The sequence below is a fragment of the Pseudoxanthomonas daejeonensis genome (genome assembly GCF_022637495.1).
GTDB classification, from domain to species: domain Bacteria; phylum Pseudomonadota; class Gammaproteobacteria; order Xanthomonadales; family Xanthomonadaceae; genus Pseudoxanthomonas; species Pseudoxanthomonas daejeonensis.
Window position 1 is genome coordinate 133,578 of the sequence record NZ_CP093331.1, and the last position, 24,115, is coordinate 157,692.

The following is a 24,115-nucleotide window of genomic DNA, read 5'->3' on the forward strand; positions in this document are numbered from 1 at the left end:
CGGCAGGTGCTAGCCTGCTTGCATGTCGTCCGCGCCCTCCCCCGCCGCCCTGCCCGATCCGCGCGTGTGCGAACGCGCCCGGCTTAGCCGCGACGCACGCTTCGACGGACTGTTCTTCACCGCCGTGCGCAGCACCGGGATCTACTGCCGCCCGGTATGTCCCGCCCCGGCGCCCAGGCCCGAGAATGTCGATTACTACCGCAGCGCCGCGGCGGCCGAATCGGCGGGCTTCCGGCCCTGCCTGCGCTGCCGCCCCGAGCTGGCGCCGGGGGACGGCGCCTGGCGCCGTGGCGACGAGACGGTGGCTCGCGCACTCAAACTGATCGACCAGGGATTCCTGGCCGAATCCACGCTGGCCGACCTGGCCGCCCGGGTACACCTTGGCGAGCGCCAGTTGCGCCGCCTGTTCGTCGAGCGCCTCGGCGCGGCGCCGATCGGGGTGCACGGAACCCGGCGCCTGCTGTTCGCCAAGCAACTGCTCACCGAAACCACGCTGCCGGTCACCGAGGTGGCGCTGGCCGCGGGCTTCTCCAGCCTGCGCCGTTTCAATGCGACGTTCCTCGAGGCCTATCGCATGGCACCGCGGGAACTGCGCCGGCGCACCCCCGCCGAACCGGCCGTGCGCGATGCGTCGCAGCCGCTGGTGTTGAAGCTCGGCTATCGCCCGCCCTACGAGTTCGGCGCGATGCTCGACTTCCTGCGCGGCCGCGCACTGCCCGGCGTGGAAACGGTCGATACGCGCAGCTATGCGCGGGTGGTCGGCACGGAGCAGTCGCCGGGCTGGCTGCGGGTCAGCGCCTGGCCGGGCAGCCGCGGTGGTCGCATCCATGCTCTGAAGCTGGAACTGCACGGTGCCGCGCCCACGCAACTGGCCGGCATCGTCGCCCGGGTTCGACGCATGTTCGACCTCGATGCCGATCCGCAGGCGATCGCGGCCGCACTGTCGGCCGATCCGCACCTGCGCCCGCTGTTGAAGAAGCATCCCGGCCTGCGCCTGCCCAGCGGGTGGGACGGCTTCGAGATCGCGGTGCGCGCCATCATCGGCCAGCAGGTCAGCGTCGCCGCCGCGCGCACGCTGACCACGCGGGTGGCCCAGCGCCATGGCCGGCCGGTCGCCATCGCCGGACCGGACGGGCTCGACCGGCTGTTCCCGGAACCGGTCGCGCTGGCGACGGGTAACCTCGAAGGCCTGGGCCTGACCGGCGCGCGTGCAGCCACGGTGCGCGCAGTCGCCGTCGCCCTGCTCGAAGGACGCGTCGATTTCCGCGCCGAGCAGACCCTTGAAGAATTCACCGACTCCTGGAGCGCGCTGCCCGGCATCGGACCGTGGACCGCACATTACCTGGCGCTGCGCGCGCTCGGCCATCCCGACGCGTTCCCCGCCGAGGACCTGGTCCTGCAAAGGGCATTGACCGGCGATGGCAGCCGTCTCAGCGCACGACAGCTGCGCCAGCACGCCGAGGCCTGGCGGCCCTGGCGCGGCTACGCCGTGATCCATCTCTGGCGCGATGCGATGGCAGCAGCGCCCGCCCCCGTGGAGAAGAAACGATGAGCACCATCCGTTACCGCCGCATCGCCAGCCCGGTCGGTCCGCTGACCGTGGCCGCGTCCGACGCCGGCCTGCACGCGATCGAATTCCCCAGCAACCGGCATCCGGTGCGCCGCGACCAGGACTGGCGGGAGGGCGACCACCCGCTGCTGCAGGAGGCCGAAGCGCAACTGGCGGATTACTTCGCTGGCCGGCGCCAGAGCTTCGAATTGCCGCTGGCGCCGCAAGGCACGCATTTCCAGCGCGAGGTGTGGTTCGCGCTGGCCGCGATTCCCTACGGACAGACCGCCAGCTACGCGCAACTCGCGGCACGCGTGGACCGGCCATCGGCGACACGCGCGGTCGGCGCGGCGAACGGGCGCAACCCACTGCCGATCGTGCTGCCCTGCCATCGCGTGATCGGCGCCGACGGTTCGCTCACCGGTTTCGGCGGCGGCCTGCCGACCAAGCGCTTCCTGCTGGAACTGGAAGGGGCACTTCCGCGGACCGCACCTGCGCCGGATCTGTTCGCGTAGAGCCGCCCACCCGCGTCGCGTTCGACTACCGGAAAAGCGGGGCAATCCCCGCGTCAGGCGGCGTCTATCGCCTGTCGCAACGGAGCCAGGAATGCCTTCGCGCGTGCCGCCGCCTCGTCGGCATCGCGCGCATCGGCCAGCGTCGACACCAGCGCGCTGCCGACCACCACGCCATCGGCGTCGACGGCCATTGCGGCGGCGCTGGCCGCGTCCTTGATGCCGAAGCCGGCCACGACCGGCACCCCCGAAGCGGCACGCAGCGCATGCAGGCGCTTGCCCGCCGCCCCGGTATCGAGCCGGTCGGCACCGGTCACGCCGGCATAGCTGACGTAGTACAGGTAACCCCGGGCGTTGGCGCTCAGCATCGCTGCACGCTCCGGCGAGGTGGTCGGCGAAGCCAGCATCACCAGCGCCAGCCCGGCCTCGTCGAACGCCTGCTGGAATCCGGCCGCCTCCTCCGGAGGCAGGTCGACCAGGAGTACGCCATCGACACCGGCCGCGACCGCGCCGGCGGCAAAGCGCGCTGCGCCGCGGATCTCGACCGGGTTGAGGTAGCCCATCAGCACCACGGGTGTCTGCGCGTCGCGTTCGCGGAAACTGCGCACGCACTCGAAGACGTAGCCGGTGCCCGCGCCGCGCGCCAGCGCGCGCTCGGAGCTGCGCTGGATCACCGGCCCGTCCGCCATCGGATCGGAAAACGGCACACCCAGTTCGATCACGTCCGCGCCGGCCTCGACCAGCGCGTGCATGACCGGAACGGTCGCCTCCAGCGATGGATCGCCGGCGGTGACAAAGGGGATCAGGGCCTTGCGACCGGCGCTGCGGAGGTGCGCGAACCTGTTGTCTAAGCGGCTCATGGGTGGCCTGTCGGGTCTGGGGGCGCGCCTGCGAACTTCGTGGAGCGGTTCGCCAGGCATCGCATTCAACATGGGGATGGATACCGCATCGGGTCGCCGTCGGTACGCGCCTACAGGGTGATGCCTTCGCGCGCGGCGATCGTGTGCACGTCCTTGTCGCCGCGCCCGGACAGGTTGCACAGCACCAGCGCGTCCTTTGGCAGTTCGCGCGCCAGCTTGATCGCCTGGGCGACGGCGTGGCTGGATTCCAGCGCCGGCAGGATGCCTTCGGTGCGGGTGAGCTTGTGGAACGCGGCCAGTGCCTCCTCGTCGGTCACGCCGACGTACTCGGCGCGGCCGCTGTCCTTCAGGAACGCGTGTTCCGGGCCCACGCCCGGGTAGTCGAGACCTGCGGAGATCGAGTGCGTCTCGATGATCTGCCCGTCGTCGTCGCAGATCACGTAGGTGCGGTTGCCGTGCAGGACGCCGATGCGGCCGGCGGCCAGCGAGGAGGCATGGCGGCCGGTTTCGATGCCGTCGCCGGCCGCCTCGGCGCCGACCATCCGCACCGAGGCGTCGTTGAGGAACGCATGGAACAGGCCGATGGCATTGCTGCCGCCGCCGACGCAGGCGGTGATCGCGTCCGGCAGGCGGCCGTAGTCGGCCAGCATCTGCGCACGCGCCTCGCGCCCGACCACCGCGTTGAAATCGCGGACCATGCGCGGATACGGATCGGGACCGGCCACCGTGCCGATGATGTAGAACGTGTCCTCCACGTTGGTCACCCAGTCGCGCATGGCCTCGTTGAGCGCATCCTTGAGCGTGGCCGAACCGCTGGTCACCGGCATCACCGTGGCGCCGAGCAGCTTCATCCGATAGACATTTATCTTCTGCCGCTCGATGTCGGTGGCGCCCATGTAGACCACGCACTCCAGGCCCAGTCGCGTGGCCACGGTGGCGCTGGCGACGCCGTGCTGGCCGGCGCCGGTCTCGGCGATGATCCGCTTCTTGCCCATGCGGCTGGCGAGCAGCGCCTGGCCGATGGTGTTGTTGATCTTGTGCGCGCCGGTGTGGTTCAGGTCCTCGCGCTTGAGCAGGATCTGCGCACCGCCCGTTTCGCGGCTCAGCCGCTGCGCGTGGTAGATCGGGCTGGGGCGGCCGACGTAGTGCTTCAGGTCCTTCTCGAACTCGGCGATGAAAGCCGGATCGACGCGTGCGGCGTCGTACGCGGCCGCCAGTTCCTGCAGCGGGCCGACCAGGGTCTCGGCGACGAAACGGCCGCCGTGCGGGCCGAAATGGCCAGCAGCATCCGGAAAGGCGTGGAAGTCGACAGGGGCGGACATGGACGGGGTCGCGATCGGAGATGCCTCAGGCTAACGCACACATCCATGCGTGTTAATCGACAATTTCGGCCAATCATGTGAGATAAACTCACATGTATGTCGCGCCCCCTGCCACCACTGAACGCCCTGCGCGCCTTCGAGGCCGCAGCCCGGCTGGGCAGCATCAGCCGCGCCGCGGACGAATTGCATGTCACCCATGGCGCGGTCAGCCGCCATATCCGGACCCTGGAGGAGGCGCTGGGGGCGCCGCTGTTCGAGCGCGAGGGACGTGGCATCGCACCGACCGCGGCCGGCCTGCGCCTGCGCGGAGCAGCGGGCGATGCGTTCACCACCCTGCAGACGGCCTGGGCCGGCCTGCGCCGCGACGGCCGCCCGGCGGCACTGGTCCTGGGCTGCCCGGGCAGCCTGCTGGCCCGCTGGGTGATTCCGCGGCTCGAGCGCCTGGCCGTGGCGCTGCCCGAGCTGAAGCTGCACCTGTCGGCGCAGGAGAGCGGTTTCGATGCGGCCTTGCCGGGACTGGATGCGGCGCTACTGCTGGGCGAATCACCCTTGCCATCCGAGTGGCAGATCCATGTCCTGGGCCCCGAACGCATCGGCCCGGTGCTGAGTCCGCGGCATCCACGCTACGCGGCCTTGCGCGAAGCCCCACCGGCGGCACTGCTGGAGCAGCCGCTGCTGCACACCGCTTCGCGCCCGCAGGCCTGGCCACGCTGGTTCGCCGCGCATTCGCTGGCGCCCGATGCGTGGCGGCCCGGCACTGGCTTCGACCACCTCACCTACCTCCTGGAGGCCGCCGCCGCCGGCCTGGGCGTGGCGATAGCGCCGCAGGAACTGGTCCAGGCCGACCTGGACAGCGGCCGCCTGATCGCACCGTGGGGCTTCGCGGCCACCGGAGGCGAATGGGCGCTGTGCACGCTGCGCGGCAATGATGACCCGCGGATCCGCGCGCTCGCAGGCTGGCTGCGGCACGAACTCGGCGGCAGCGGCGACTGAAGCGGCCCAGGAAGCCGCGGGGACGCGGAACACCGGCCTCGCTAGTCGCTGTGGCAGTCCGCCCGTCGCACCTCGGCTACGAAGCGGCGCATCTTCTCGCCGTCCTTGATGCCGGGCGACACCTCGATGCCACTGGCCACGTCCACTGCCCACGGCAGCGTGGCCTGGATCGCGTCGAACGCGTTGTCCGGCGTGATCCCGCCCGCCAGTACGAACGGACGATGCAGCCCGGTCGGAATGCGGCTCCAGTCGAACGCTTCGCCGGTGCCGCCGGCACCGCCGCGACGGTGGCTGTCGAACAGGAAGCCGTCGGCGTTGGGCCAGCGCTGCTGCAGGACATGGGCGTCCCAGGCTTCGCCGGACGCCATCGGCACCGCCTTCATCCATGGCACGCGGAACGCGCGGCAGAACGCATCGTCCTCGTCGCCATGGAACTGCAGCAGGGCCGGACGCACCTGGCGCACGACTTCGCGCACCTCGGCGGCGGTGTTGTCGCGGAACAGCGCGACCGCACTGACCATCGGCGCCAGCGCGAGCCGCAACTGGCGCGCTTCGGCCGCGGTCAGCCGGCGCGGACTGGCATGGGCGAAGACGAAACCCACCGCATCCACGCCCAGTTCGCCCGCCAGCCGCACGTCGCCCGGACGGGTCATGCCGCAGAACTTGATCCGGGTGCGATAGAGGGTGCGGTTCACAGCGTCACTTCCGCGGGAAGGGCCCATTGGGGAGGATACAGCGGACGCAGGAACACCAGTCCCTGCGGCGGCGCGGTCGGCCCGGCCAGGGTGCGGTCGCGCCCGGCCAGCAGCTGCGCGATCCAGCTTTCCGGTTGCGTACCCGCGCCCACTTCGAGCAACGAGCCCACGATATTGCGAACCATGTGATGGAGGAATGCGTTCGCCTGGACCTCGATCTCGACCGTCTCGCCGATCCGGCGGACGATGATCTCCTGCAGGTCGCGGCGCGCGTGCGGCGCCTGGCAATGGACCGTGCGGAAGGCGCTGAAGTCGTTCTCGCCAAGCAGTGACTGGGCCGCGCGGTGCATCGCACCGGCGTCCAGCTCGCGCCGCTCCCACGCCATCAGCTGGCGATACAGCGCCGGGCGCACCTGCCGGTTGACCAGCCGGTAGCGGTAGCGGCGCGCGCGCGCGGAAAAACGGGCATGGAAGTCGTCCGCCACCGGCACGCACCAGCGTACGCATACCGCTGGCGGCAGCCGGCCGCTGACACCCAGCGTCCAGGCACGCGGATCGCGCGCGGCGCTGCTGTCGAAATGCACCACCTGGCATTCGGCATGGACGCCGGCGTCGGTGCGCCCGGCGCAGCTCACGGTGATGGCCTGGTCGGCGACCGAGCTCAGCGCCCGTTCGAGCGCGGCCTGCACGGTTGGCGGGCCGGACGGCCCGAGTCCCTGCCAGCCCTGGAATCCACCGCCGTCGTACTCCACGCCCAACGCGTAACGCATGTCGGCCGCTCGCCCCGGCTCAACCGATCTCGCGCAGCAGCTGTGCCGCTTCGTCGCGCGCGGACGGATCCTGGCCGATGGCGACCTCGTGCAGCAGGCTGCGTGCGGTCTCCACGTCGCCCAGGTCGAGGTAGGCGATGGCGAGCTCCAGCCGTTCGCGACCGGCCGGTGCCGGATTCAGCGAAGCCAGGCCGATCGCCGCGCCGGAGGCACCGGTGTGCCAGGCCGGGACCGCGCCATCGTCCGGATGGGTCGGCGCCGGGTAGGACGGTGCCTCTTCGCGCACGTGCTCCACCTCATCGACGCCATCATCGGCATGCGCCGACTCCGGCGAGGCTTGCGGCAGCGCCGCAGCCAGCGCGGCCGCATCGAATCCGCTGCGGCGGCTGGCCGGGATCGACATCGGCTTGGGTCGACGCGCCAGCCACCACACCAGGGCGGCCGTCACCAGCAGGCCCAGCCCGCCCCACAGCCACACCGGCGCCGAAGCCCCCGGGGTCGCCGACGCGGCATTGGTCTGCGCCAGCGTCTGCTGCGCGGCCGCCAGTTCGCTGTCCTTGAGTTCGATCAGCTTGAGCTGCGCCTGCTGCATCTTCTCCAGGTCTTCGACCCGGGTACGCAGTTCCTGCAGCTCCGAGTCGCGCGTAGCCAGGTCTTCCTGGGCCTGACGCAGTTGTTCGTTTGCCAGCATGTCGCCCTCGCCGCCGGCGCCGAGTCCGGATTCTGTCGCCTGTGAACCGGCCGCCGCGACCGCCGGTGCGATTTCCAGCCGGGCGCCCGATGCGCCTGCCGCTGGCGCCGGAGGCGGTGCCGGCGCAGCCGCGGCACTGGCCGCGATCGGCGTCGTGCCTGCATCGGCCGGTTGCTGGACCGGCCGCGTCGCCTGCCGCCACTGTGCGGTCTGTTCGCGCACGAGTGCCGCCGCGGCTGCCGCATCGGCCTGGCCGAAGTCGGCCGCGCCGGGCATGCGCAGTACCGCACCGCTGCGCACGCGATGGATATTGCCGCCGATGAAGGCTTCCGGATTGGCCCGCAGGAGCGCGACCATCGCTTCGTCGAGCGTGTGCCCGCCGCGATCCATGCCCGCGGCGACCTGGGAAAGGGTCTGGCCGCGCTCGATCCGGGCCAGCACGTCGCCGGCCGCGAGCCTGGCACCGCTGTCGACGCTGGCGGTTCGGGGAACCGGGGCGGGCGCCACGGGTGCGGGCTCGGATTCCTGGATCGACGCTGGCGCGGTCGGGGCGGGCTGCGCTTCGCGGACGATCGCATCGGACGGCATCGCCTGCGGCGCCTGGATGGCCGGCGCCTCGATCGCCACCGCGGTCTGCGGCGCGTTGACCAGGGCCGAATACTCGCGCACCAACCGTCCCTGTCCCCAGTCGACCTCGACCAGGAAACCCAGTGCCGGCACGTCCACCGGCGCGGAGCTGGTCACGCGCACGACCGCGCGGCCCTGGGCGTCGCTGGTGATCTCGAACTGCAGGTCGTTGACCAGGCCCGACGGCGGCTGCAGGCCGACGCGGGCGAAGGTCTCCGGCGAGGCCAGCCGCGCGCGCGCGTTCTCCAGCTCGCCGGGCTCGTTGGAGATGATCGGGATCTCGGCCAGCAGAGGCTGCCCCGGCGATGACAGGACCCGGATCTGCCCCAGGCCAAGCGCCATCGCCCCGCTGCTGAGCAGCGCCAGGCCGATTCCCAACAGCCAATGCCATGGGCGCGTCGCGCCCCGTCCCCTTGTGCTCATGCGGCGCACTATAGCCGAGGCCCCGCCGTTGTAGGAGCCGGGATACGGCCCGTTCCCCGGCTCGGACCATCGACACCGCGGCGCGGACCCCGTCCGCGCCGCGGCCGGCTCAGCCTTCCTTCGCGACCAGCTCGGCCAGCTGCACCGCGTTGAGGGCGGCACCCTTGCGGATGTTGTCCGAGACGATCCACAGGTTCAGGCCGCGCGGATGCGACAGGTCCTCGCGGATGCGGCCGACGTACACCGCGTCGTTGCCCGAGGCATGGGTCACCGGCGTCGGATAACCACCCGGCTTGCGCTCGTCGACCACTTCCACGCCCGGCGCGTTCTCCAGCAGCGCACGCGCCGCTTCCGGGGTGACCTTGCGCGTGGTCTCGATCGACACCGCCTCGGAATGGCCGTAGAACACCGGCACGCGCACCGCGGTCGGATTCACCTGGATGTTGTCGTCGCCGAGGATCTTGCGCGTCTCCCAGACCAGCTTCATCTCTTCCTTGGTGTAGCCGTTGTCCATGAAATCGTCGATCTGCGGGATCAGGTTGAAGGCGATCTGCACCGGGAAGCGCTGCGGATCGGCGTCCTGGAAATTGAGCAGTGCGCCGGTCTGGCGGCCCAGCTCCTCCAGCGCCGAGCGACCGGCGCCGGACACCGACTGGTAGGTGGCCACGTTGATCCGCTCGATGCCGTACTCGCGGTGGATCGGCGCCAGCGCGACCAGCATCTGCATGGTCGAGCAGTTCGGGTTGGCGATGATCCCGCGCGGACGGTTCTTCACCGCTTCCGGATTGACCTCCGAGACCACCAGCGGCACGTCGTCGTCGTAGCGGAAGGCGGAAGAGTTGTCGATCACCACCGCGCCGGCGGCGGCGAACTTCGGGCCGTATTCCTTCGACACCGAGCCGCCGGCCGAGAACAGCGCGATGTCCACGCCGGTGGGATCGAACTTGGCCAGGTCATGGACGTCGACCTTGCGGCCGGCGAACAGGACATCACCGCCGGCGGAGCGCTCGGACGCCAGGGCGATGAGCTTGCCCACCGGGAACTGGCGCTCGGCCAGGATGGCCAGCATGGTCTCGCCGACCGCGCCGGTGGCGCCGACGACGGCGACGGTGAAACGACGTTCTGCAGTGCTCATGGATGTTCTCGTTTGTGTTCTGTCTGGGTTTGAATGGATGCGATGTCGCGCGATGCGCGTGCGTGCCGTATTCGGGGAACCTCGTCCCGGGTGCTGCCCGATCGCGTCGAGCGCCTGGGTGGTTCCCTACCGTTTGCCGTTCGCGGTTTTGACCGCGCCGGCAATCCCGGTAGTGGCGGCTTTCGTGGCGACGGCCTTCGCGGTAATCGTCGCGGTGACCGGAGTCGGCGGATGACCGGCCTGCGGGCCGAAGCCCAGCGCGGCCAGCAGGTTGTCCACGGCCAGCTGCACCATCGCCCGGCGCGTGGCCAGGGAGGCGCTGCCGATGTGCGGGGTGAGGACCACGTTGCGCAAAGCCAGCAGCTCAGGGCGTACGTCCGGCTCGCCTTCGTAGACGTCCAGCCCGGCCGCGGCGAGGCGGCCGTTCGCCAGCGCGTCTGCCAGGGCCAGTTCGTCGACAAGTCCGCCACGGGCGATGTTCACCAGCGTGGCGGTGGGCTTCATCTTCGCCAGCGCCGCCGCATCGATGACGTGGTGCGACGCCTGCGAGTACGGCAGCACCAGCACGAGATGATCGGCCCGGGCGACCAGCGCGTCGAAATCGACGTAGCGCGCACCCGTTTCGCGTTCGACGTCGCCCGGCAGGCGCGAGCGGTTGTGGTACAGCACGTCCATCCCGAAGCCGTGGTGCCCGCGGCGGGCGATGCCCTGCCCGATCCGGCCCATGCCGAGGATGCCCAGCGTGCTGCCATGGATGTCGGCGCCCAGCATGGTCGAGAACGACCACTGGTCCCAGCGGCCCTCGCGCAGCCAGCGCTCCGATTCGGTGATCCGGCGGGCAGCCGCCATCAGCAGGGCGAAGCCCAGGTCGGCGGTGGTTTCGGTGAGGACATCCGGCGTGTTGGTGGCGATCACCCCGCGCGCGTCCAGCGCGGCGATATCGAGGTTGTTGTAGCCGACGCCGACGTTGGCGACCGCGCGCAGCCGGGGGGCGCCGGCAAGTTCATCCGCGCCGATGCGTTCGTTGAGCGTGACCAGTGCGCCGTCGACGCCGCGCAGCGCAGCGGCGATCGCGGCCGGGGCGTACTGGCTCACTTCGGTCGCGGCATCCACGTCGCAATGCGCCGCCAGCTGGCCGACGATATCGTCGAACAGCGGCTGCGAAACCCACACGCGTGGACGGTCGCCGGGCATCGGTCTATCCCGCGTCGCCCAGGCCAGGGCCGCCCGGGATGCGCGGCGTGATCGTGCCGACATCGCCGCACTGGGCACGATGGCGCAGCGCCTGGTCCATCAGCACCAGCGCGACCATCGCCTCGGCGATGGGCGTGGCGCGGATGCCGACGCAGGGATCGTGGCGGCCGGTGGTGACCACCTCGACCGGATTGCCGTTCACATCGACCGTCGGCCCGGGCAGGCGCAGGCTGGAGGTCGGCTTGAGCGCGATCGAAGCGACCACCTGCTGGCCGGTGGAGATGCCGCCGAGGATGCCGCCGGCGTGGTTGCTGGCGAATCCTTCCCGCGCGATCAGGTCGCGATGATGGGTTCCCTTCTGCGCGATCACGTCGAAGCCGTCGCCGATCTCCACGCCCTTGACCGCGTTGATGCTCATCAGCGCCGATGCGAGTTCGCCGTCGAGCTTGCCGTAGATCGGCTCGCCCCAGCCCGGCGGCACGCCGTCGGCGACCACGGTCACGCGCGCGCCGACCGAATCGCCGGACTTGCGCAGCGCGTCCATGTAGCTTTCGAGCTCCGGCACCTGCGGTGCATGCGGCCAGAAGAACGGGTTGTCCTCCACCGCGCTCCAGTCGAAGCCACCTGGCTTCACGTCACCGATCTGGGCGAGGAATCCACGCACGCTGACGCCATGGCGCTGCTGCAGCCACTTCTTGGCGATCACCGCGGCGGCCACGCGCATGGTGGTCTCGCGCGCCGAGCTGCGGCCACCGCCGCGCGGGTCGCGGATGCCGTACTTCTGCCAATAGCTGTAGTCGGCGTGGCCCGGGCGGAACTGCGCGGCGATGTCGGCGTAGTCCTTGCTGCGCGCATCCGTGTTGCGGACCAGCAGCGCGATCGGCGTGCCGGTGGTACGGCCCTCGTACACGCCGGAAAGGATCTCGACCTCGTCGGCTTCGCGCCGCGCAGAGGTGTGCCGCGACTTGCCGGTGGCGCGCCGTTGCAGGTCGTGCGCGAACTCCTCCGCTGCGAGCTCCAGGCCCGGCGGGCAGCCGTCGACGACGCAGCCGATGGCCGGCCCATGCGATTCGCCGAAGGTGGTGACCGACAACAGTCTGCCGAAGGTGTTGCTGCTCAAGGCGCCGCTCCGCGGGGAACCGGTGGGGAGACGGGCAAGGATCGCATATTCGGCGCCGCCTGCTGCAGTGCGGCAGCGACGCCGGAAACGTTGCCGCGGTAACGGTCGCACGCGCTCAGCGCACGCGCGAATGCGCCGTCATTTACGCTGCGCGGCCAGCTCGGCGATGCGCGCGTTGTGCGTGATCAGTTCGCGGCACTCGACCGCGAAGATGCCCATCTGCCCGACCTTGAACTCGATCCAGGCCAGGTCGAGTTCGGGCAGCAGCTTCACCAGGTGCTGTTCGGACTCGCCGACTTCGCAGATCAGCAGGCCGTCCTGCGACAGGTGCAGCGGCGCATCGCGCAGGATCTTCAGCACCAGGTCCAGGCCGTCCGGGCCGGCGCGCAGGCCCAGCTCGGGCTCGTAGGAGTATTCCTTCGGCAGCGCGTCGGTCTCGTCGTCGGTGACGTAGGGCGGATTGGTGACGATCAGCTCGTAGTGGCGCCCGGTCAGGCCGGCGAACAGGTCGGACTTGAGCAGGGTGACGTTGCCGGCGTGCAGGCGCGCCTTGTTCTCGCCGGCCAGGGCCAGCGCGTCGTCGCTGATGTCCACGCCGTCGACCTGCCAGTCCGGGTTGTAGTGGCCCATGGCGATGGCGATACAGCCCGAACCGGTGCACAGGTCCAGCGCACGGCGCACCTCGCGACCGCCCAGCCAGGGCTCGAAGCCGCCTTCGATCAGCTCGGCGATCGGCGAGCGCGGCACCAGTGCGCGCGCGTCGCTCTTGAAGTTGAGGCCGGCGAACCACGCCTCGCCGGCCAGGTAGGCGGCCGGCACGCGCTCGTCGATGCGGCGCTGGAACAGGGCCAGGATCTTGTGCTTTTCCCGGGTGGTCAGCCGCGACTGGCCGTAGACCGGGCTCAGGTCGTGCGGCAGGTGCAGCGCGTGCAGGACCAGCTGGGTCGCCTCGTCCATCGCGTTGTCGTAGCTGTGGCCGAAGGTCAGCCCGGCTTCGTTGAAGCGGCTGCCGCCATAGCGGATCAGGTCGATGATGGTGTGCAGCTCGGCAGCCGGATCTGCGGTCATGGCGCGGCGCCACGCGGGCGCATCATCGGGAAAGGCCGGCGATTATAGGCCATTGGCCGGCGGCGACGGCCCTGCCCGCCGCTGCCGCACGTATCATGGCTGGCCCGAAAGCCGCTTCCGGACGCCTTCCGCATGTTCAACCGCACCTTCGGCTACATCCTGGTCGCCGCGCTGGCCGCCGGCCTAGGCCTGTTGGCCGCACGCCACTTCCTCGGCGGCGAGCGCGCGCCCGCCGCGCCGGCGCTGCAGACCGTGACCCTGCTGCCGCAGCCGCGCGAGCTGCCGGCCTTCAACCTGCGCCAGTCCGATGGCACCCCGCTGGTCGCCGGCGAACTGGCCGGGCACTGGACCCTGGTGTTCCTGGGTTTCACGTTCTGCCCGGACGTGTGCCCCACGACCCTGGCGGAGCTGGCCCAGGCGCAGAAGCAGTGGCAAGCGTTGCCCGAATCCACCCGCCCGCGCGTGCTGTTCGTGTCGGTGGACCCCGATCGCGACACGCCCGGCAAGACCGGCGAGTACGCCCACGCCTTCCACCCGGACACGCTGGCCGCCACCGCCGACGTGCCCGCGCTGGAGAAGTTCGCCACCTCCGTCGGCTTCGTCTTCATGAAGGTGCCGGGCAAGAACTTCGAACAGAACCCGCAGGACTACAGCGTGGACCACTCGGCGAACATCGCGGTGCTCGATCCGCAGGGCCGCCTGGCCGGGCTGATCCGCCCGCCGTTCCAGCCGCAGGCCATCGCCAGCGACCTGGCCCTGCTGACTGCCGCGGACCGCGCGCCGTGAGCCTGGCCACCACGCTGAGCTGGGTGCTGCCGCACCGGCTGCTGTCCTCGATCGCGCGCAGCGCCGCCTACTCGGAAAACCCCTGGCTCAAGCAGCGCTTCATCGACACGGTGCTGCGCAATTTCGATGTCGACCTGGCCGAGGCCGCCAACCCGGATCCAGCGTCGTACGCCAGCTTCAATGCTTTCTTCACCCGTGCGCTGAAGCCCGGCGCGCGCACGCCCGACCCGGATCCGCGTGCGCTGCTGATGCCCGCCGACGGGCGGATCAGCCAGCTCGGCGCGATCGAGGCCGACGGCCGCATCTTCCAGGCCAAGGGTCAGTCGTTCACGGCGGCCGAACTGCTCGGCGACAGCGAAGCGGCGCGGGTATTCGCCGGCGGCAGCTTCGCAACCGTCTACCTGTCGCCGCGCGACTACCACCGCGTGCACATGCCCTGGACAGGCACCCTGCGCGAGACCGTGCACGTGCCCGGCCGGCTGTTCAGCGTCGGCCCGGCCGCGGTCCGCAAGGTGCCACGACTGTTCGCGCGCAACGAGCGGCTGGTCTGCCACTTCGACACCGACTTCGGGCCGATGGCCTCGGTGATGGTCGGTGCGCTGCTGGTATCGGGCGTGGAAACGGTGTGGAGCGGTGAGGAGATCCCGGCCTACGGCGACGACATCACGCGCAAGGACTGGCGTGGCAAGGGCATCGTGCTGGAGCGTTTCGCCGAGATGGCGCGCTTCAACTACGGCTCGACGGTCATCGTGCTGCTGCCGCCGGGTGCAGCGACGCTGGCGCCGGGGCTTGCCGCCGAATCACCGGTGCGCCTGGGCCAGGCGCTGGCGCACCGTCGAAGCTGAGCAACGGCTACTGGCGGCGCCTGCGGGCGCTACACGACCCTACCCGCCTGTGCGATATCGCGCGTCAGCGAGGCGCGCCCCAGCGCCGCGTACTGCGCGCCGCCTCCGTGGACCGTGTTCCGCAGGCTTTCCAACCGCATACGTCCTGCACCCGTCCGCGGCGCGTCAGGCCTCGCACGCAGCCGCTGCGCTGGCGTCCTGCACGCTCTTGATCCTTGTAGGAGCGGCATGACCGCGACACCGACATCCTCTGAATGCCGGAGCGTCGCACACGCCGACGTCGTCGGTGTCGCGGTCATGCCCGCTCCTACAGAACACAGGCAGAGCCCGGCGCGAAAGGCTGGCCAGCGACGTCCGCTTACCGGCTGCAACCGTCGAGCCGGATCTGCTGGCCCTGGCGGACGCTGTAGCCCGGCGCCTTGAGCCCGTTGGCGCGCGCCAGGGTTTTCACTTCGCAGCCGTAACGCTGGGCGATGCGGCCCAGGGTGTCGCCCTTGGCGACGCGATGGGTGCGCGCTTTCGGCTTCGCCGCCGGAACCGGCGCCGGCACAAACGCGGCATCGCCCGGCAACGGCACCACTTCGCCTACGGCGACATTGCCCGATCGCGTATCGCTGACGATCGCGGCATTGACGTCGGCGGTGACCAGCGCACGCGCCAGATCCGTGCGGGCACCGCCGCTGCAATGGCGTGCGTACAGGCCAGCGACGCGGGTGGTGGCGTTGAGCGTGGTGCCGGCCGGGATCCAGCTCTCGGCCTCGTAGCGCGGATTGAGGTTGCGCAAGGTGCGCATGTAGCCGTCGCGGTTGCCGTGGTTGCCCAGGCAGATGGTCAGCTCGTAGATGCTCGCCGGCCGCGCCAGCTTGAACGTTGCCGGATGCGCGTCGACCTTGGGGAAGCTGACCCCGTACTGGCGCGGGTGCAGGTAGATCCAGGCCGCGGCGATGACCATTGGCACGTAGTCGCGGGTCTCGGCCGGGAACTGGCCGTAGACCGACGCGTCCCAGAAACCGGTGCCGCCGCTTTGGCGGTGCACGCGCAAGGCGCGGCCTTCGCCGCCGTTGTAGCCGGCCAGCGAGAGCTCCATGTCGTTGTTGAGCTGGCGCAGCCGCTCGTTCAGGTAGGCGGCGCTGGCCATGGCCGCGCTGCGCGGGTCATAGCGGCTGTCGAAGCCGCTGTCGTCGGGACCGAGGCCGAAGCGGCGACCAGTGGCGGGCATGAACTGCATCGGCCCGGCCGCGCCTGCGCGCGAAACCGCATGCACGCGGCCGTTGGATTCCTTGGCCATGATCCCGAACAGCAGCGCCTCCGGCAGCCCGCGTCGCTCGAACTCCGGCCACATCAGGTGGCGCATGACCTGGTAGTTCTCGTAGCTGTCCATCAGCTGCGGGCGCATGTCGGTCAGCCAGCGGCGGATGCCGGCCTGGATCGCCGGGTTGAACTTCACCATCCGGTCGAACGCATGGCGATCGTCATCGCCGAGCAGGCGCGCGGCGCGGGCCGCCTCCGGGATGTCGGCCGCCAGCGCGGTATCGGCTTCCAGCAGGGCCTCTTCGCCCGGGTCCTCGTCCAGCTCCTCGCCGGCTGTATCGATCTCGGCCTTGAGCAGCCGCTTCCAGGTCGCCAGCAGGTCCGACATCGGGCAGCCGCGCTGCTTTACGCAGGCGTCGACCACGTCTTCCATGTCCTCGAGCGCGGCATTGCTTTCGGTCACGCCCTTGGCGTCGCCATTGGCGGCCAGGACCAACGCGTTGTTGTAGCGCTGCTCGGCGGTGGCCATGCGCTGGACCAGCACGTCGGCCGCGACCTTGTCCTTGGCGGAGACGCGCTGCGCAAGGGCGGATGGACTGGCGCAGACCAGCAGGAGGGCCGCCAGCGGCCAGTATTTCGGAAAGCGGGGGAACATCAGCGACTTCGTACGACGAAAGCGACCGGCAGGTTAGCCGTGGGAAGCGCCGGGCGGCAAGCCGCGGCACACCGGCTAGAATCGCCGGGGCAACCCACTCCGCGATCCGCAATACCGCCAAGAGGCCATGAATGGACCCGATCCTGCTGGGCAAGGGCATCACCGACGACATCCCGGTCACCCTGCTGCCGAAGTACGGCAACCGCCACGGGCTGGTCGCCGGCGCCACCGGCACCGGCAAGACCGTGACCCTGATGACCCTGGCCGAAGGCTTCTCGCGGATCGGCGTGCCGGTGTTCATGGCCGACGTGAAGGGCGACGTGGCCGGACTGGCCGTGGCCGGCCAGGGCGGCGATGCGCTGGCGCAGCGCGCCGCGGAAATCGGCGTGGCCGGCTACGCGCCGGAGGCCAGCCCGGTGGTGTTCTGGGACCTGTACGGCAAGCTCGGACATCCGGTACGCACCACGGTCAGCGAAATGGGGCCGACCCTGCTTGGGCGGATCCTCGAACTCAACGACACCCAGTCCGGGGTGCTCGACATCGTGTTCAAGCTGGCCGACGACCGCGGCCTGCTGCTGCTGGACCTGGACGACCTGCGCGCATTGCTCGCCCTTGTCGTGGAGGAGCGCAAGTCGGTGTCGACCGAATACGGCCTGGTCAGCGCGCAGTCGGTCGCGGCGATCCAGCGCGCGCTGCTGCGCCTGTCGCAGAACGGTGGCGAAGGTTTCTTCGGCGAGCCGGCCCTGGAACTGGCCGACCTCATGCGCGTCAACCACGACGGTCGTGGCGTGATCGGCATCCTTGCCGCCGACCAGCTGGTGCTCAAGCCGCGCCTGTACGCGACCTTCCTGCTGTGGCTGCTGTCGGAGCTGTTCGAGAACCTGCCCGAGGTGGGCGACCTGGACAAGCCGAAACTGGCCTTCATCTTCGACGAGGCCCACCTGCTGTTCGACGACGCGCCGGCCGCGCTGCAGCAGCGCATCGAACAGGTGGTGCGCCTGATCCGCTCCAAGGGCGTGGGCGTGTATTTCTGCTCGCAGTTCCCCGACGACGTGCCGGACAACATCCTCGGCCAGCTCGGCAACCGCGTGCAGCATGCGCTGCGCGCCTATACCCCGCGCGACCAGAAGGCGGTCAGGACCGCCGCCGAGACCTTCGTGCCGAATCCCAAGCTGGATGTCGCCGCGACGCTTTCAAAACTCGGCACCGGCGAAGCGCTGGTCTCGACCCTGCAGGACAAGGGCGTGCCCTCGCCCGTGCAGCAGACCAAAGTCGCGCCGCCGCGCTGCCGGATGGGTGCGATCAGCGAAACCGAACGCAGCCAGGTCCGCGCCGGCAGCCCGGTCGGCACCCGCTACGACCAGGCAGTCGATCGCGAATCGGCCGCGGAAAAACTGGCCGGGCGCGCGCAGGCCGCGGCCGATGCCGCCGAAGCGCCGCCGGCACGTGGCACCGGCACGCGCGGCGGACGCGCCCAGCCGCAGGAAGAAGGCGGCATCGGCAAGACCGTCAGCGACGTGCTGTTCGGCAACGGCCGTCGCCAGGGCGTTATCGAAGCGTCGAGCAAGCAGGCCGCGCGCACCATCACCAACCAGATCGTGCGTGGGATCCTGGGTGGCCTGTTCGGCGGCAAGAAGCGCTGAAACATGTGCGCAGCAACATTTCCATGATGTTTCTCCCTCGCAACCTGCTGGCGCTGCTGGCGATCGTCGTTCCAGCAGGCGCGCTCGCATCGGATGCGGCCGACCGTGAGCTTCCGGCGATGTCCGGCACGTTCTTCGGAAGCGTCCCGCTCGCAGGCTGCGCCCACGCCGACGCCCTGCTCCGGCTCGGCCCCGACCGGCGCTATGCGATGCAGGCGCATTGCCGCACTACCCTCGAGGACCTGCCACTCGAACAGGGCGACTGGTCGGTGGAGTGGAACGGCACCTGTGTGCGGCTGGTGCCCGACGGCCTGGCAGGAGCGCGCGAGTTCGCTGTCGCACTGGACGACCTGCTGGTGCTCGCCGAAGGCAGCTGCATCGAACCGGTCGAGGATCCCCGCGGCCGCAGCCTGCACCGCGCGCAACCCACCCCGTGGGGACGCTGACATGTCGCGCTGGCGGCCACCACCGGAGAAAAGCACCGCGCTGATCACGCGCGCCGGCCATGACCGGCTCAAGGCAGAGCTGGACGAGCTTTGGCGCGTGAAACGACCGGAAGTGGTGAAGGCGCTGGCGGCAGCGGCAGCCGAGGGCGACCGCTCGGAGAACGCCGAATACACCTACCGCAAGAAGCAACTCGGCGAGATCGACCGGCGCGTACGCTACCTGAGCAAACGCCTGCCCGCCCTGCGCGTGATCGACGAAGTCCCGGCCGATCCGGAAGCGGTGTTCTTCGGCGCGTGGATCGAGCTGGAGCGCATCGACAACGGCGACCTGAGCCGTTATCGCATCGTCGGACCGGACGAAACCGATGCGGCGACCGGCTGGATCAGCATCGATTCGCCGATGGCGCGTGCGCTGCTGAAGAAGCGCGTCGACGACGAAGTCGAAGCACAGCTGCCGGGCGGACCGGCACGCTTCGCGATCATCTCGGTGAAGTACGGCGCAGCGCCCCTGCCGTAGGCGCGGGCATGACCGCGACCGGGCGTCGGGACAACGATATCGTCGCCTGTGCCGGCGACATCGGTGTCGCGGTCATGCCTGCTCCTACAGATGCGGCACCGGTTCCGCCCAGGCAGACCGGTTCCCTGCGCGCAGTCCGATCGCCCGGAGCGACCGTCGCACCGTCCCCGCTGCATGCCGCGTCGCTCAGACCAGGCGCAAACCCAGCGGCGCGCTGTCGCCGGTTTCGGCGTATTCGACCTCGCCGTACAGGTCGTGCTCGTCGCTGCCCATGATCCGCACGTCGACGAATTCGCCCGGTTGCAGGCCGGCATCGCGGCCATCCTGGATCTGCACGACACCATCGATCTCCGGCGCATCGGCCATCGAACGGGCGATCGCCAGTTCACCGTCGACCAGGTCGACCAGGCAGCGCTGCACGGTGCCGACCTTCGCTTCCAGGCGTGCGGCGGAAATTTCGCCCTGCCGTTCCATGAAGCGGGCCAGGCGCTCCTGCTTGACCTCTTCGGGCACCGGATCGGGCAGCGCGTTGGCAGCCGCGCCGTCCACCGGCGAATAGGCGAACGCGCCGACGCGATCCAGCTGCGCTTCGTCGAGGAAGTCGAGCAGTTCCTCGAACTCGGCCTCGGTCTCGCCGGGGAAGCCGACGATGAAGGTCGAGCGCAGGGTCAGCTCCGGACATATCGCGCGCCAGCGCTGCACGCGCTCCAGGGTCTTGTCGACCGCGCCCGGGCGCTTCATCAGCTTGAGCACGCGCGGGCTGGCGTGCTGGAACGGAATGTCCAGGTACGGCAGCACCTTGCCCTCGGCCATCAGCGGGATCACGTCGTCCACGTGCGGATACGGGTAGACGTAGTGCAGGCGCGTCCACGCGTCCAGCTCGGACAGGCCTTCGCACAGCGCCTTCATCCGGGTCTGGTATTCGCGGCCACGCCAGCTACGCGACGCGTATTTCAGGTCGACGCCGTAGGCAGAGGTGTCCTGCGAGACGACCAGCAGTTCGCGCACGCCGCCCTTGACCAGGCGCTCGGCCTCGCGCAGCACCTCGTCGACCGGGCGCGACACCAGGTCGCCACGCATCGACGGGATGATGCAGAAGCTGCAGCGATGGTTGCAGCCCTCGGAAATCTTCAGGTACGCGTAGTGGTGCGGCGTCAGCTTGAGTCCGTAGTCCGGGACCAGATCCAGGAACGGGTCGTGCTTGGGCGGCAATGCCGCGTGCACCGCTTCCATCACGCTGCCGTAGTCCTGCGGACCGGAGACCGCCAGCACGTCCGGATACTGCTCACGGATCAGCTCCGAGCGCTTGCCCAGGCAGCCGGTGACGATGACCTTGCCATTCTGGTTCATCGCCTCGCCGATGGCGTCCAGCGATTCAGCTACCGCCGACTCGATGAAGCCGCAGGTGTTGACCACCACCACGTCGGCGGCGTCGTACGTGGGGACGATGTCATAACCCTCGACCCGGAGCTGGGTGAGGATGCGCTCGGAATCGACCAGCGCTTTCGGGCAGCCGAGGCTGACGAAGCCGACTTTGGGGTTCTGCAGGGACATGGGCGGGGACTTGGGGAGCGGGCTGCCGGAACGGTGGCGGTCCCGGCGTGGCCGGGGCGCGGAATTATACCTGCCGCAGCTGTACCGCCCTGGACGCCGCGCGCCGCGCCGTAGAGCGGGGCTTGCCCCGCTGCGCCGGCAGCCGGAGCGCAGCCGCGCAAGCCCAGCTCCACCGGACAGCCCTGTGCGGCGGTGGCGCCCATAATGGGCGCCCGACCGGACGAGGCAGCCACCCATGGGCCATTGGATCCAGCTCGACACCCCGCACGGCGCGGTGGCCGCATGGCAGGCCGACCCGGGACCGGCGCCGAAGGCCGGCCTGGTCGTGATCCAGGAGATCTTCGGGGTCAACGCGCACATCCGCGACGTCGCCGACGGTTACGCCGCCGACGGCTATGCGGTCCTGGCCCCGGCCCTGTTCGACCCGGTCGAGCGCGGCGTCGAGCTGGGCTACGACGAGGCCGGCTTCGCCCGCGGCCGCGAGCTGGTCGGCCAGCTCGGCCAGGACCCGGCCCTCGACATCGTCGCCAGCGCCGCCGCGCACCTGCGCGCCCACCTGGCCGCCTCCCAGGCCCGGCAGGTGATCGGCACGGTCGGCTACTGCTGGGGCGGCACCGTGGCGATGCTGTCGGCGCTGAAGCTGGGGCTGCCCTCGGTCAGCTACTACGGCGCGCGCGACCTGCCGTTCCTCGAGGACCCGGCCCTGGTCGCGGCGCCGCGTGCATCGGTGATGTTCCACTTCGGCGAGCACGACCCGTCGATCAAGCCCGAAGCGGTCGAGGCGCACCGGCGCGCCCTGCCCTCGATGTCCGTGCATGCCTATCCGGCCGGCCACGCGTTCAACCGGGACGTCGATCCAAAGGCCTACGACAAGGGCAGCGCCACCCTGGCGCGGGCGCGCAGCCTGGCGTTCTTCGGCGAGCACCTGCGATGAGCGGCGGATTCGAACTGGATCCGCGCCTGGCCGCCGACAGCGTGTTCGTCGCCGACGGTCCGCTGTCGCAGGTGCGACTGATCGACGACACCCGTTTCCCGTGGCTGGTGCTGGTGCCACGCGTGGCCGGCGCGACCGAGTGGATCGACCTGGACGGCAGCCAGCAACGCCTGCTGCTGGCCGAACTCAACCAGGTCTCGCAGCTGCTGCGCGGCGAGCCGGGGGTGGAGAAACTCAACATCGGCGCGCTCGGCAACATCGTCCGCCAGCTGCACGTGCACGTGGTCGGCCGCCATGCCGGCGATCCGGCCTGGCCAGGCCCGGTCTGGGGCAGTGGCCCGATGCAGCGCCACGCACCCGAAGCGCTGCAAATGCTTACGGCGCGCTGGCGGCAACGGCTAGCATAGGCGCCCGTTCCCACTGCCGACCTGACCACCATGGGCTCCAACCTGTTCGCCGCACTCGTCCTGATCGTCCTGGGCCTGTTCTTCCTGGCCCGCAACCTGGGATGGATCGACAGCGGGCTGGGCAGCCTGCTGGCTACCTGGTGGCCGGCGATCCTGGTGGCGGTCGGGGTCGGCCTGCTGTTCAAGCGCAAGTAGCCCCCCCGCCCGCAAGCAGAAGGGCGCGGAATCCGCGCCCTTCGTGCATCCGCGTGCCTGTGAAGCTCAGGTCCGCGGCAGGGTGACCCCGGTCTGGCCCTGGTACTTGCCGCCGCGGTCCTTGTACGAGGTCTCGCAGACGTCATCGGCATCGGACTGGAAGAACAGCATCTGCGCCACGCCCTCATTGGCATAGATCCGCGCCGGCAGCGGCGTGGTGTTGCTGAATTCCAGGGTCACGTGCCCTTCCCACTCCGGTTCCAGCGGGGTCACGTTGACGATGATCCCGCAACGCGCATAGGTGCTCTTGCCCAGGCACACCACCAGCGTGTCGCGCGGGATCCGGAAGAACTCGACGGTACGCGCCAGGGCAAAGGAGTTCGGCGGGATGATGCACTCGTCGGCCTCGATGTCGACGAAGCTCTTCGGGTCGAAGTGCTTGGGGTCGACGATCGTGGAGTTGATGTTGGTGAACACCTTGAACTCGCGCGAGCAACGCACGTCGTAGCCGTAGCTGGAGGTGCCGTAGCTGACGATGCGTTCGCCGTTCGCGTGCTTGACCTGGCCCGGCTCGAACGGCTCGATCATTCCGTGCTGCTCGGCCATGCGGCGGATCCAGCGGTCGCTCTTGATGCTCATGCGGTGTTCCCTGGGGCGCCCCGGCCCGTGACCGTCGAATTGTAGAGCGGGCCCGGCCGGCCTGCATGCCGCGCCGGCCCGGTTGCCCTTCGTGATGGCCGCCACCGCTGCCCGGCCAGCCGGGCAGGCCCGGCTCTCCGGAACGGCGGCCTACGCCAGCGTTGCGCTGATCGGAATCGACGCTCGCGGCCTTCCGGCCAGGTGCGCGGCCAGCGACTGCGCAGCGGCGAGATAGGCCCGCGCCGGCGCCGAATCCGGCGCGGCCGCAACCACCGGCGTACCGGCATCGCCCTGTTCGCGGATGCGCAGGTCCAGCGGCAGCGACCCGAGCAGCGGCACCCCGTACTGGGCGGCCATCGCCTGGCCGCCGCCCTGGCCGAACAGGTGCTCGGCATGCCCGCAGTTCGAACACACGTGCACGGCCATGTTCTCGACAATGCCCAATACCGGCACGTGCACCTTCTCGAACATCTTCAGCGCCTTGCGCGCGTCGAGGGTGGCGATCTCCTGCGGCGTGGTCACGATCACCGCGCCGGCCACCGGGATCTTCTGCGCCAGGGTCAACTGGATGTCGCCGGTGCCCGGCGGCAGGTCGATCAGCAGGTAATCGAGGTCGCCCCAGCGGGTGTCGGCGAACAGCTGGGTCAGCGCCGAGGTGGCCATCGGCCCGCGCCAGATCATCGGCGTGTCGGCATCCACCAGCAGGCCGATCGACATGGCCTCGACGCCGAACGCGCGCATCGGCTCGATCGACTTGTCGTCGGGGCTCTCGGGCCGGCCGGACAGGCCGAGCATGGCGGGCACGCTCGGCCCGTAGACGTCGGCGTCGAGCACGCCCACCCTCGCCCCCAGCCGCTGCAGGGCCAGGGCCAGGTTCACCGCGGTGGTCGACTTGCCGACGCCGCCCTTGCCCGAACCGACAGCGATGACGTTGCGCACGCGAGTGGCGGGCGCCAAGCCCGCCTGAACGGCATGTGCGGCGATGCGATGACGGACCTCGACCCGGACCGGCCCCACCCCGTGCGCCGCGGCGGCCGCCTCGATCTGCGGACGCAACGCTACGACGACCTCAGGCGCGAGCGGATATCCGGATTGCAGCACGACCCGGCACCCCTCCCCCTCCGCATGCACCTCCCAGCGCGCGCGTGAATCCGCCAGAACGAGGCCGGAGACGGGGTCCTTCAGGTCCTGCAGGGTCTTGGATAAGAGGTCGAGAGTGTTCATTCCGCCGCGCTGTCAGATAGGTAGGTCGTCATTGTGACAAATGATGCATCTGAAATTAAA

At 70.1% G+C, this 24,115-nt stretch carries 24 protein-coding genes; 11 read left to right on the top strand and 13 right to left on the bottom strand.

Features of this window, described 5'->3' with window-relative positions; all coding sequences use genetic code 11:
- Window positions 1–22 precede the first annotated feature (22 nt).
- Both MNQ95_RS00645 and MNQ95_RS00650 read left to right on the top strand, forming a co-directional pair.
- Entirely contained in the window at window positions 23–1,552 is a 1,530-nt protein-coding gene (locus MNQ95_RS00645; RefSeq protein ID WP_241953497.1) for an AlkA N-terminal domain-containing protein, read from the top strand.
- Window positions 1,549–2,064 (top strand): methylated-DNA--[protein]-cysteine S-methyltransferase, encoded by a 516-nt coding sequence (locus MNQ95_RS00650; protein ID WP_241953498.1) that lies wholly within the window; start codon window positions 1,549–1,551, stop codon window positions 2,062–2,064. The genes MNQ95_RS00645 and MNQ95_RS00650 overlap by 4 nt, the downstream gene beginning before the upstream one ends.
- Window positions 2,065–2,117: 53 nt before the next feature.
- On the opposite strand, the gene trpA is transcribed toward MNQ95_RS00650, so the two are convergent.
- On the bottom strand, window positions 2,118–2,921 hold the full coding sequence (gene trpA, locus MNQ95_RS00655) for a tryptophan synthase subunit alpha (protein ID WP_241953499.1): 804 nt from the start codon (window positions 2,919–2,921) through the stop codon (window positions 2,118–2,120).
- Window positions 2,922–3,031: 110 nt separating this feature from the next.
- Window positions 3,032–4,243 (bottom strand): tryptophan synthase subunit beta, encoded by a 1,212-nt coding sequence (gene trpB / locus MNQ95_RS00660; RefSeq protein ID WP_241953500.1) that lies wholly within the window; start codon window positions 4,241–4,243, stop codon window positions 3,032–3,034.
- A gap of 96 nt (window positions 4,244–4,339) precedes the next feature.
- Between trpB and MNQ95_RS00665 the strand changes: the two genes are divergently transcribed.
- Complete coding sequence (locus MNQ95_RS00665) at window positions 4,340–5,236, top strand: LysR family transcriptional regulator (protein ID WP_241953501.1); 897 nt, start codon at window positions 4,340–4,342, stop codon at window positions 5,234–5,236.
- Window positions 5,237–5,277: 41 nt separating this feature from the next.
- Here MNQ95_RS00665 and MNQ95_RS00670 read toward each other — a convergent pair whose 3' ends face one another.
- The 7 genes from MNQ95_RS00670 to prmB form a co-directional block, all read right to left on the bottom strand.
- The gene (locus MNQ95_RS00670; RefSeq protein ID WP_162409113.1) at window positions 5,278–5,931 is read right to left on the bottom strand and encodes a phosphoribosylanthranilate isomerase; all 654 of its coding nucleotides are present in this window, start codon (window positions 5,929–5,931) and stop codon (window positions 5,278–5,280) included.
- Window positions 5,928–6,701 carry a tRNA pseudouridine(38-40) synthase TruA gene (gene truA, locus MNQ95_RS00675; protein ID WP_162409111.1) on the bottom strand — a complete coding sequence of 258 codons (774 nt, stop codon included), beginning with the start codon at window positions 6,699–6,701 and terminating at the stop codon, window positions 5,928–5,930. Before truA ends, MNQ95_RS00670 begins: the two co-directional genes overlap by 4 nt.
- A gap of 19 nt (window positions 6,702–6,720) precedes the next feature.
- Entirely contained in the window at window positions 6,721–8,442 is a 1,722-nt protein-coding gene (locus MNQ95_RS00680; RefSeq protein WP_241953502.1) for a type IV pilus assembly protein FimV, read from the bottom strand.
- A gap of 109 nt (window positions 8,443–8,551) precedes the next feature.
- Window positions 8,552–9,577 carry an aspartate-semialdehyde dehydrogenase gene (locus MNQ95_RS00685; protein WP_241953503.1) on the bottom strand — a complete coding sequence of 342 codons (1,026 nt, stop codon included), beginning with the start codon at window positions 9,575–9,577 and terminating at the stop codon, window positions 8,552–8,554.
- A 126-nt stretch (window positions 9,578–9,703) separates the two neighbouring features.
- Window positions 9,704–10,771, bottom strand: a complete 1,068-nt coding sequence (locus MNQ95_RS00690; RefSeq protein ID WP_241953504.1) for a 2-hydroxyacid dehydrogenase — start codon at window positions 10,769–10,771, stop codon at window positions 9,704–9,706.
- Window positions 10,772–10,775: 4 nt separating this feature from the next.
- Window positions 10,776–11,891, bottom strand: coding sequence for a chorismate synthase (aroC, locus tag MNQ95_RS00695; RefSeq protein WP_241953505.1), 1,116 nt, complete (start codon window positions 11,889–11,891; stop codon window positions 10,776–10,778).
- Window positions 11,892–12,029: 138 nt separating this feature from the next.
- Entirely contained in the window at window positions 12,030–12,959 is a 930-nt protein-coding gene (prmB, locus tag MNQ95_RS00700; protein ID WP_241953506.1) for a 50S ribosomal protein L3 N(5)-glutamine methyltransferase, read from the bottom strand.
- A 132-nt stretch (window positions 12,960–13,091) separates the two neighbouring features.
- Between prmB and MNQ95_RS00705 the strand changes: the two genes are divergently transcribed.
- Window positions 13,092–13,745, top strand: a complete 654-nt coding sequence (locus MNQ95_RS00705) for an SCO family protein (RefSeq protein WP_241953507.1) — start codon at window positions 13,092–13,094, stop codon at window positions 13,743–13,745.
- Entirely contained in the window at window positions 13,742–14,590 is an 849-nt protein-coding gene (gene asd, locus MNQ95_RS00710; RefSeq protein WP_162409101.1) for an archaetidylserine decarboxylase, read from the top strand. The genes MNQ95_RS00705 and asd overlap by 4 nt, the downstream gene beginning before the upstream one ends.
- Window positions 14,591–14,948: 358 nt before the next feature.
- Here asd and MNQ95_RS00715 read toward each other — a convergent pair whose 3' ends face one another.
- Window positions 14,949–16,496 carry a lytic transglycosylase domain-containing protein gene (locus tag MNQ95_RS00715; protein WP_241953508.1) on the bottom strand — a complete coding sequence of 516 codons (1,548 nt, stop codon included), beginning with the start codon at window positions 16,494–16,496 and terminating at the stop codon, window positions 14,949–14,951.
- 131 nt (window positions 16,497–16,627) lie between these two features.
- On the opposite strand from MNQ95_RS00715, the gene MNQ95_RS00720 reads away from it, so the two are divergent.
- The 3 genes from MNQ95_RS00720 to greB are packed head-to-tail and all read left to right on the top strand — an operon-like array spanning window position 16,628 to window position 19,102.
- Window positions 16,628–18,139, top strand: a complete 1,512-nt coding sequence (locus MNQ95_RS00720; RefSeq protein WP_241953509.1) for a helicase HerA-like domain-containing protein — start codon at window positions 16,628–16,630, stop codon at window positions 18,137–18,139.
- Between the two features lie 23 nt (window positions 18,140–18,162).
- Window positions 18,163–18,585, top strand: coding sequence for a hypothetical protein (locus MNQ95_RS00725; RefSeq protein ID WP_241953510.1), 423 nt, complete (start codon window positions 18,163–18,165; stop codon window positions 18,583–18,585).
- 1 nt (window position 18,586) lies between these two features.
- Window positions 18,587–19,102, top strand: a complete 516-nt coding sequence (greB, locus tag MNQ95_RS00730) for a transcription elongation factor GreB (protein WP_241953511.1) — start codon at window positions 18,587–18,589, stop codon at window positions 19,100–19,102.
- Window positions 19,103–19,288: 186 nt separating this feature from the next.
- Here the strand turns inward: greB and rimO are convergent, their stop codons facing one another.
- The gene (gene rimO / locus MNQ95_RS00735) at window positions 19,289–20,656 is read right to left on the bottom strand and encodes a 30S ribosomal protein S12 methylthiotransferase RimO (RefSeq protein ID WP_241953512.1); all 1,368 of its coding nucleotides are present in this window, start codon (window positions 20,654–20,656) and stop codon (window positions 19,289–19,291) included.
- Between the two features lie 235 nt (window positions 20,657–20,891).
- Between rimO and MNQ95_RS00740 the strand changes: the two genes are divergently transcribed.
- From MNQ95_RS00740 to MNQ95_RS00750, 3 genes are read left to right on the top strand one after another with little or no spacing between them, the layout of a single operon-like run.
- Window positions 20,892–21,590, top strand: coding sequence for a dienelactone hydrolase family protein (locus MNQ95_RS00740; protein WP_241953513.1), 699 nt, complete (start codon window positions 20,892–20,894; stop codon window positions 21,588–21,590).
- On the top strand, window positions 21,587–21,997 hold the full coding sequence (locus MNQ95_RS00745; RefSeq protein WP_241953514.1) for an HIT family protein: 411 nt from the start codon (window positions 21,587–21,589) through the stop codon (window positions 21,995–21,997). Before MNQ95_RS00740 ends, MNQ95_RS00745 begins: the two co-directional genes overlap by 4 nt.
- 30 nt (window positions 21,998–22,027) lie before the next feature.
- Window positions 22,028–22,192, top strand: coding sequence for a LiaI-LiaF-like domain-containing protein (locus MNQ95_RS00750; protein ID WP_202922832.1), 165 nt, complete (start codon window positions 22,028–22,030; stop codon window positions 22,190–22,192).
- Window positions 22,193–22,258: 66 nt separating this feature from the next.
- Here the strand turns inward: MNQ95_RS00750 and dcd are convergent, their stop codons facing one another.
- On the bottom strand, window positions 22,259–22,831 hold the full coding sequence (dcd, locus tag MNQ95_RS00755; protein ID WP_162409092.1) for a dCTP deaminase: 573 nt from the start codon (window positions 22,829–22,831) through the stop codon (window positions 22,259–22,261).
- A 150-nt stretch (window positions 22,832–22,981) separates the two neighbouring features.
- A complete protein-coding gene (gene apbC, locus MNQ95_RS00760; protein WP_241953515.1) occupies window positions 22,982–24,055 on the bottom strand; it encodes an iron-sulfur cluster carrier protein ApbC in 1,074 nt (357 codons plus the stop codon).
- Window positions 24,056–24,115: the final 60 nt, after the last annotated feature.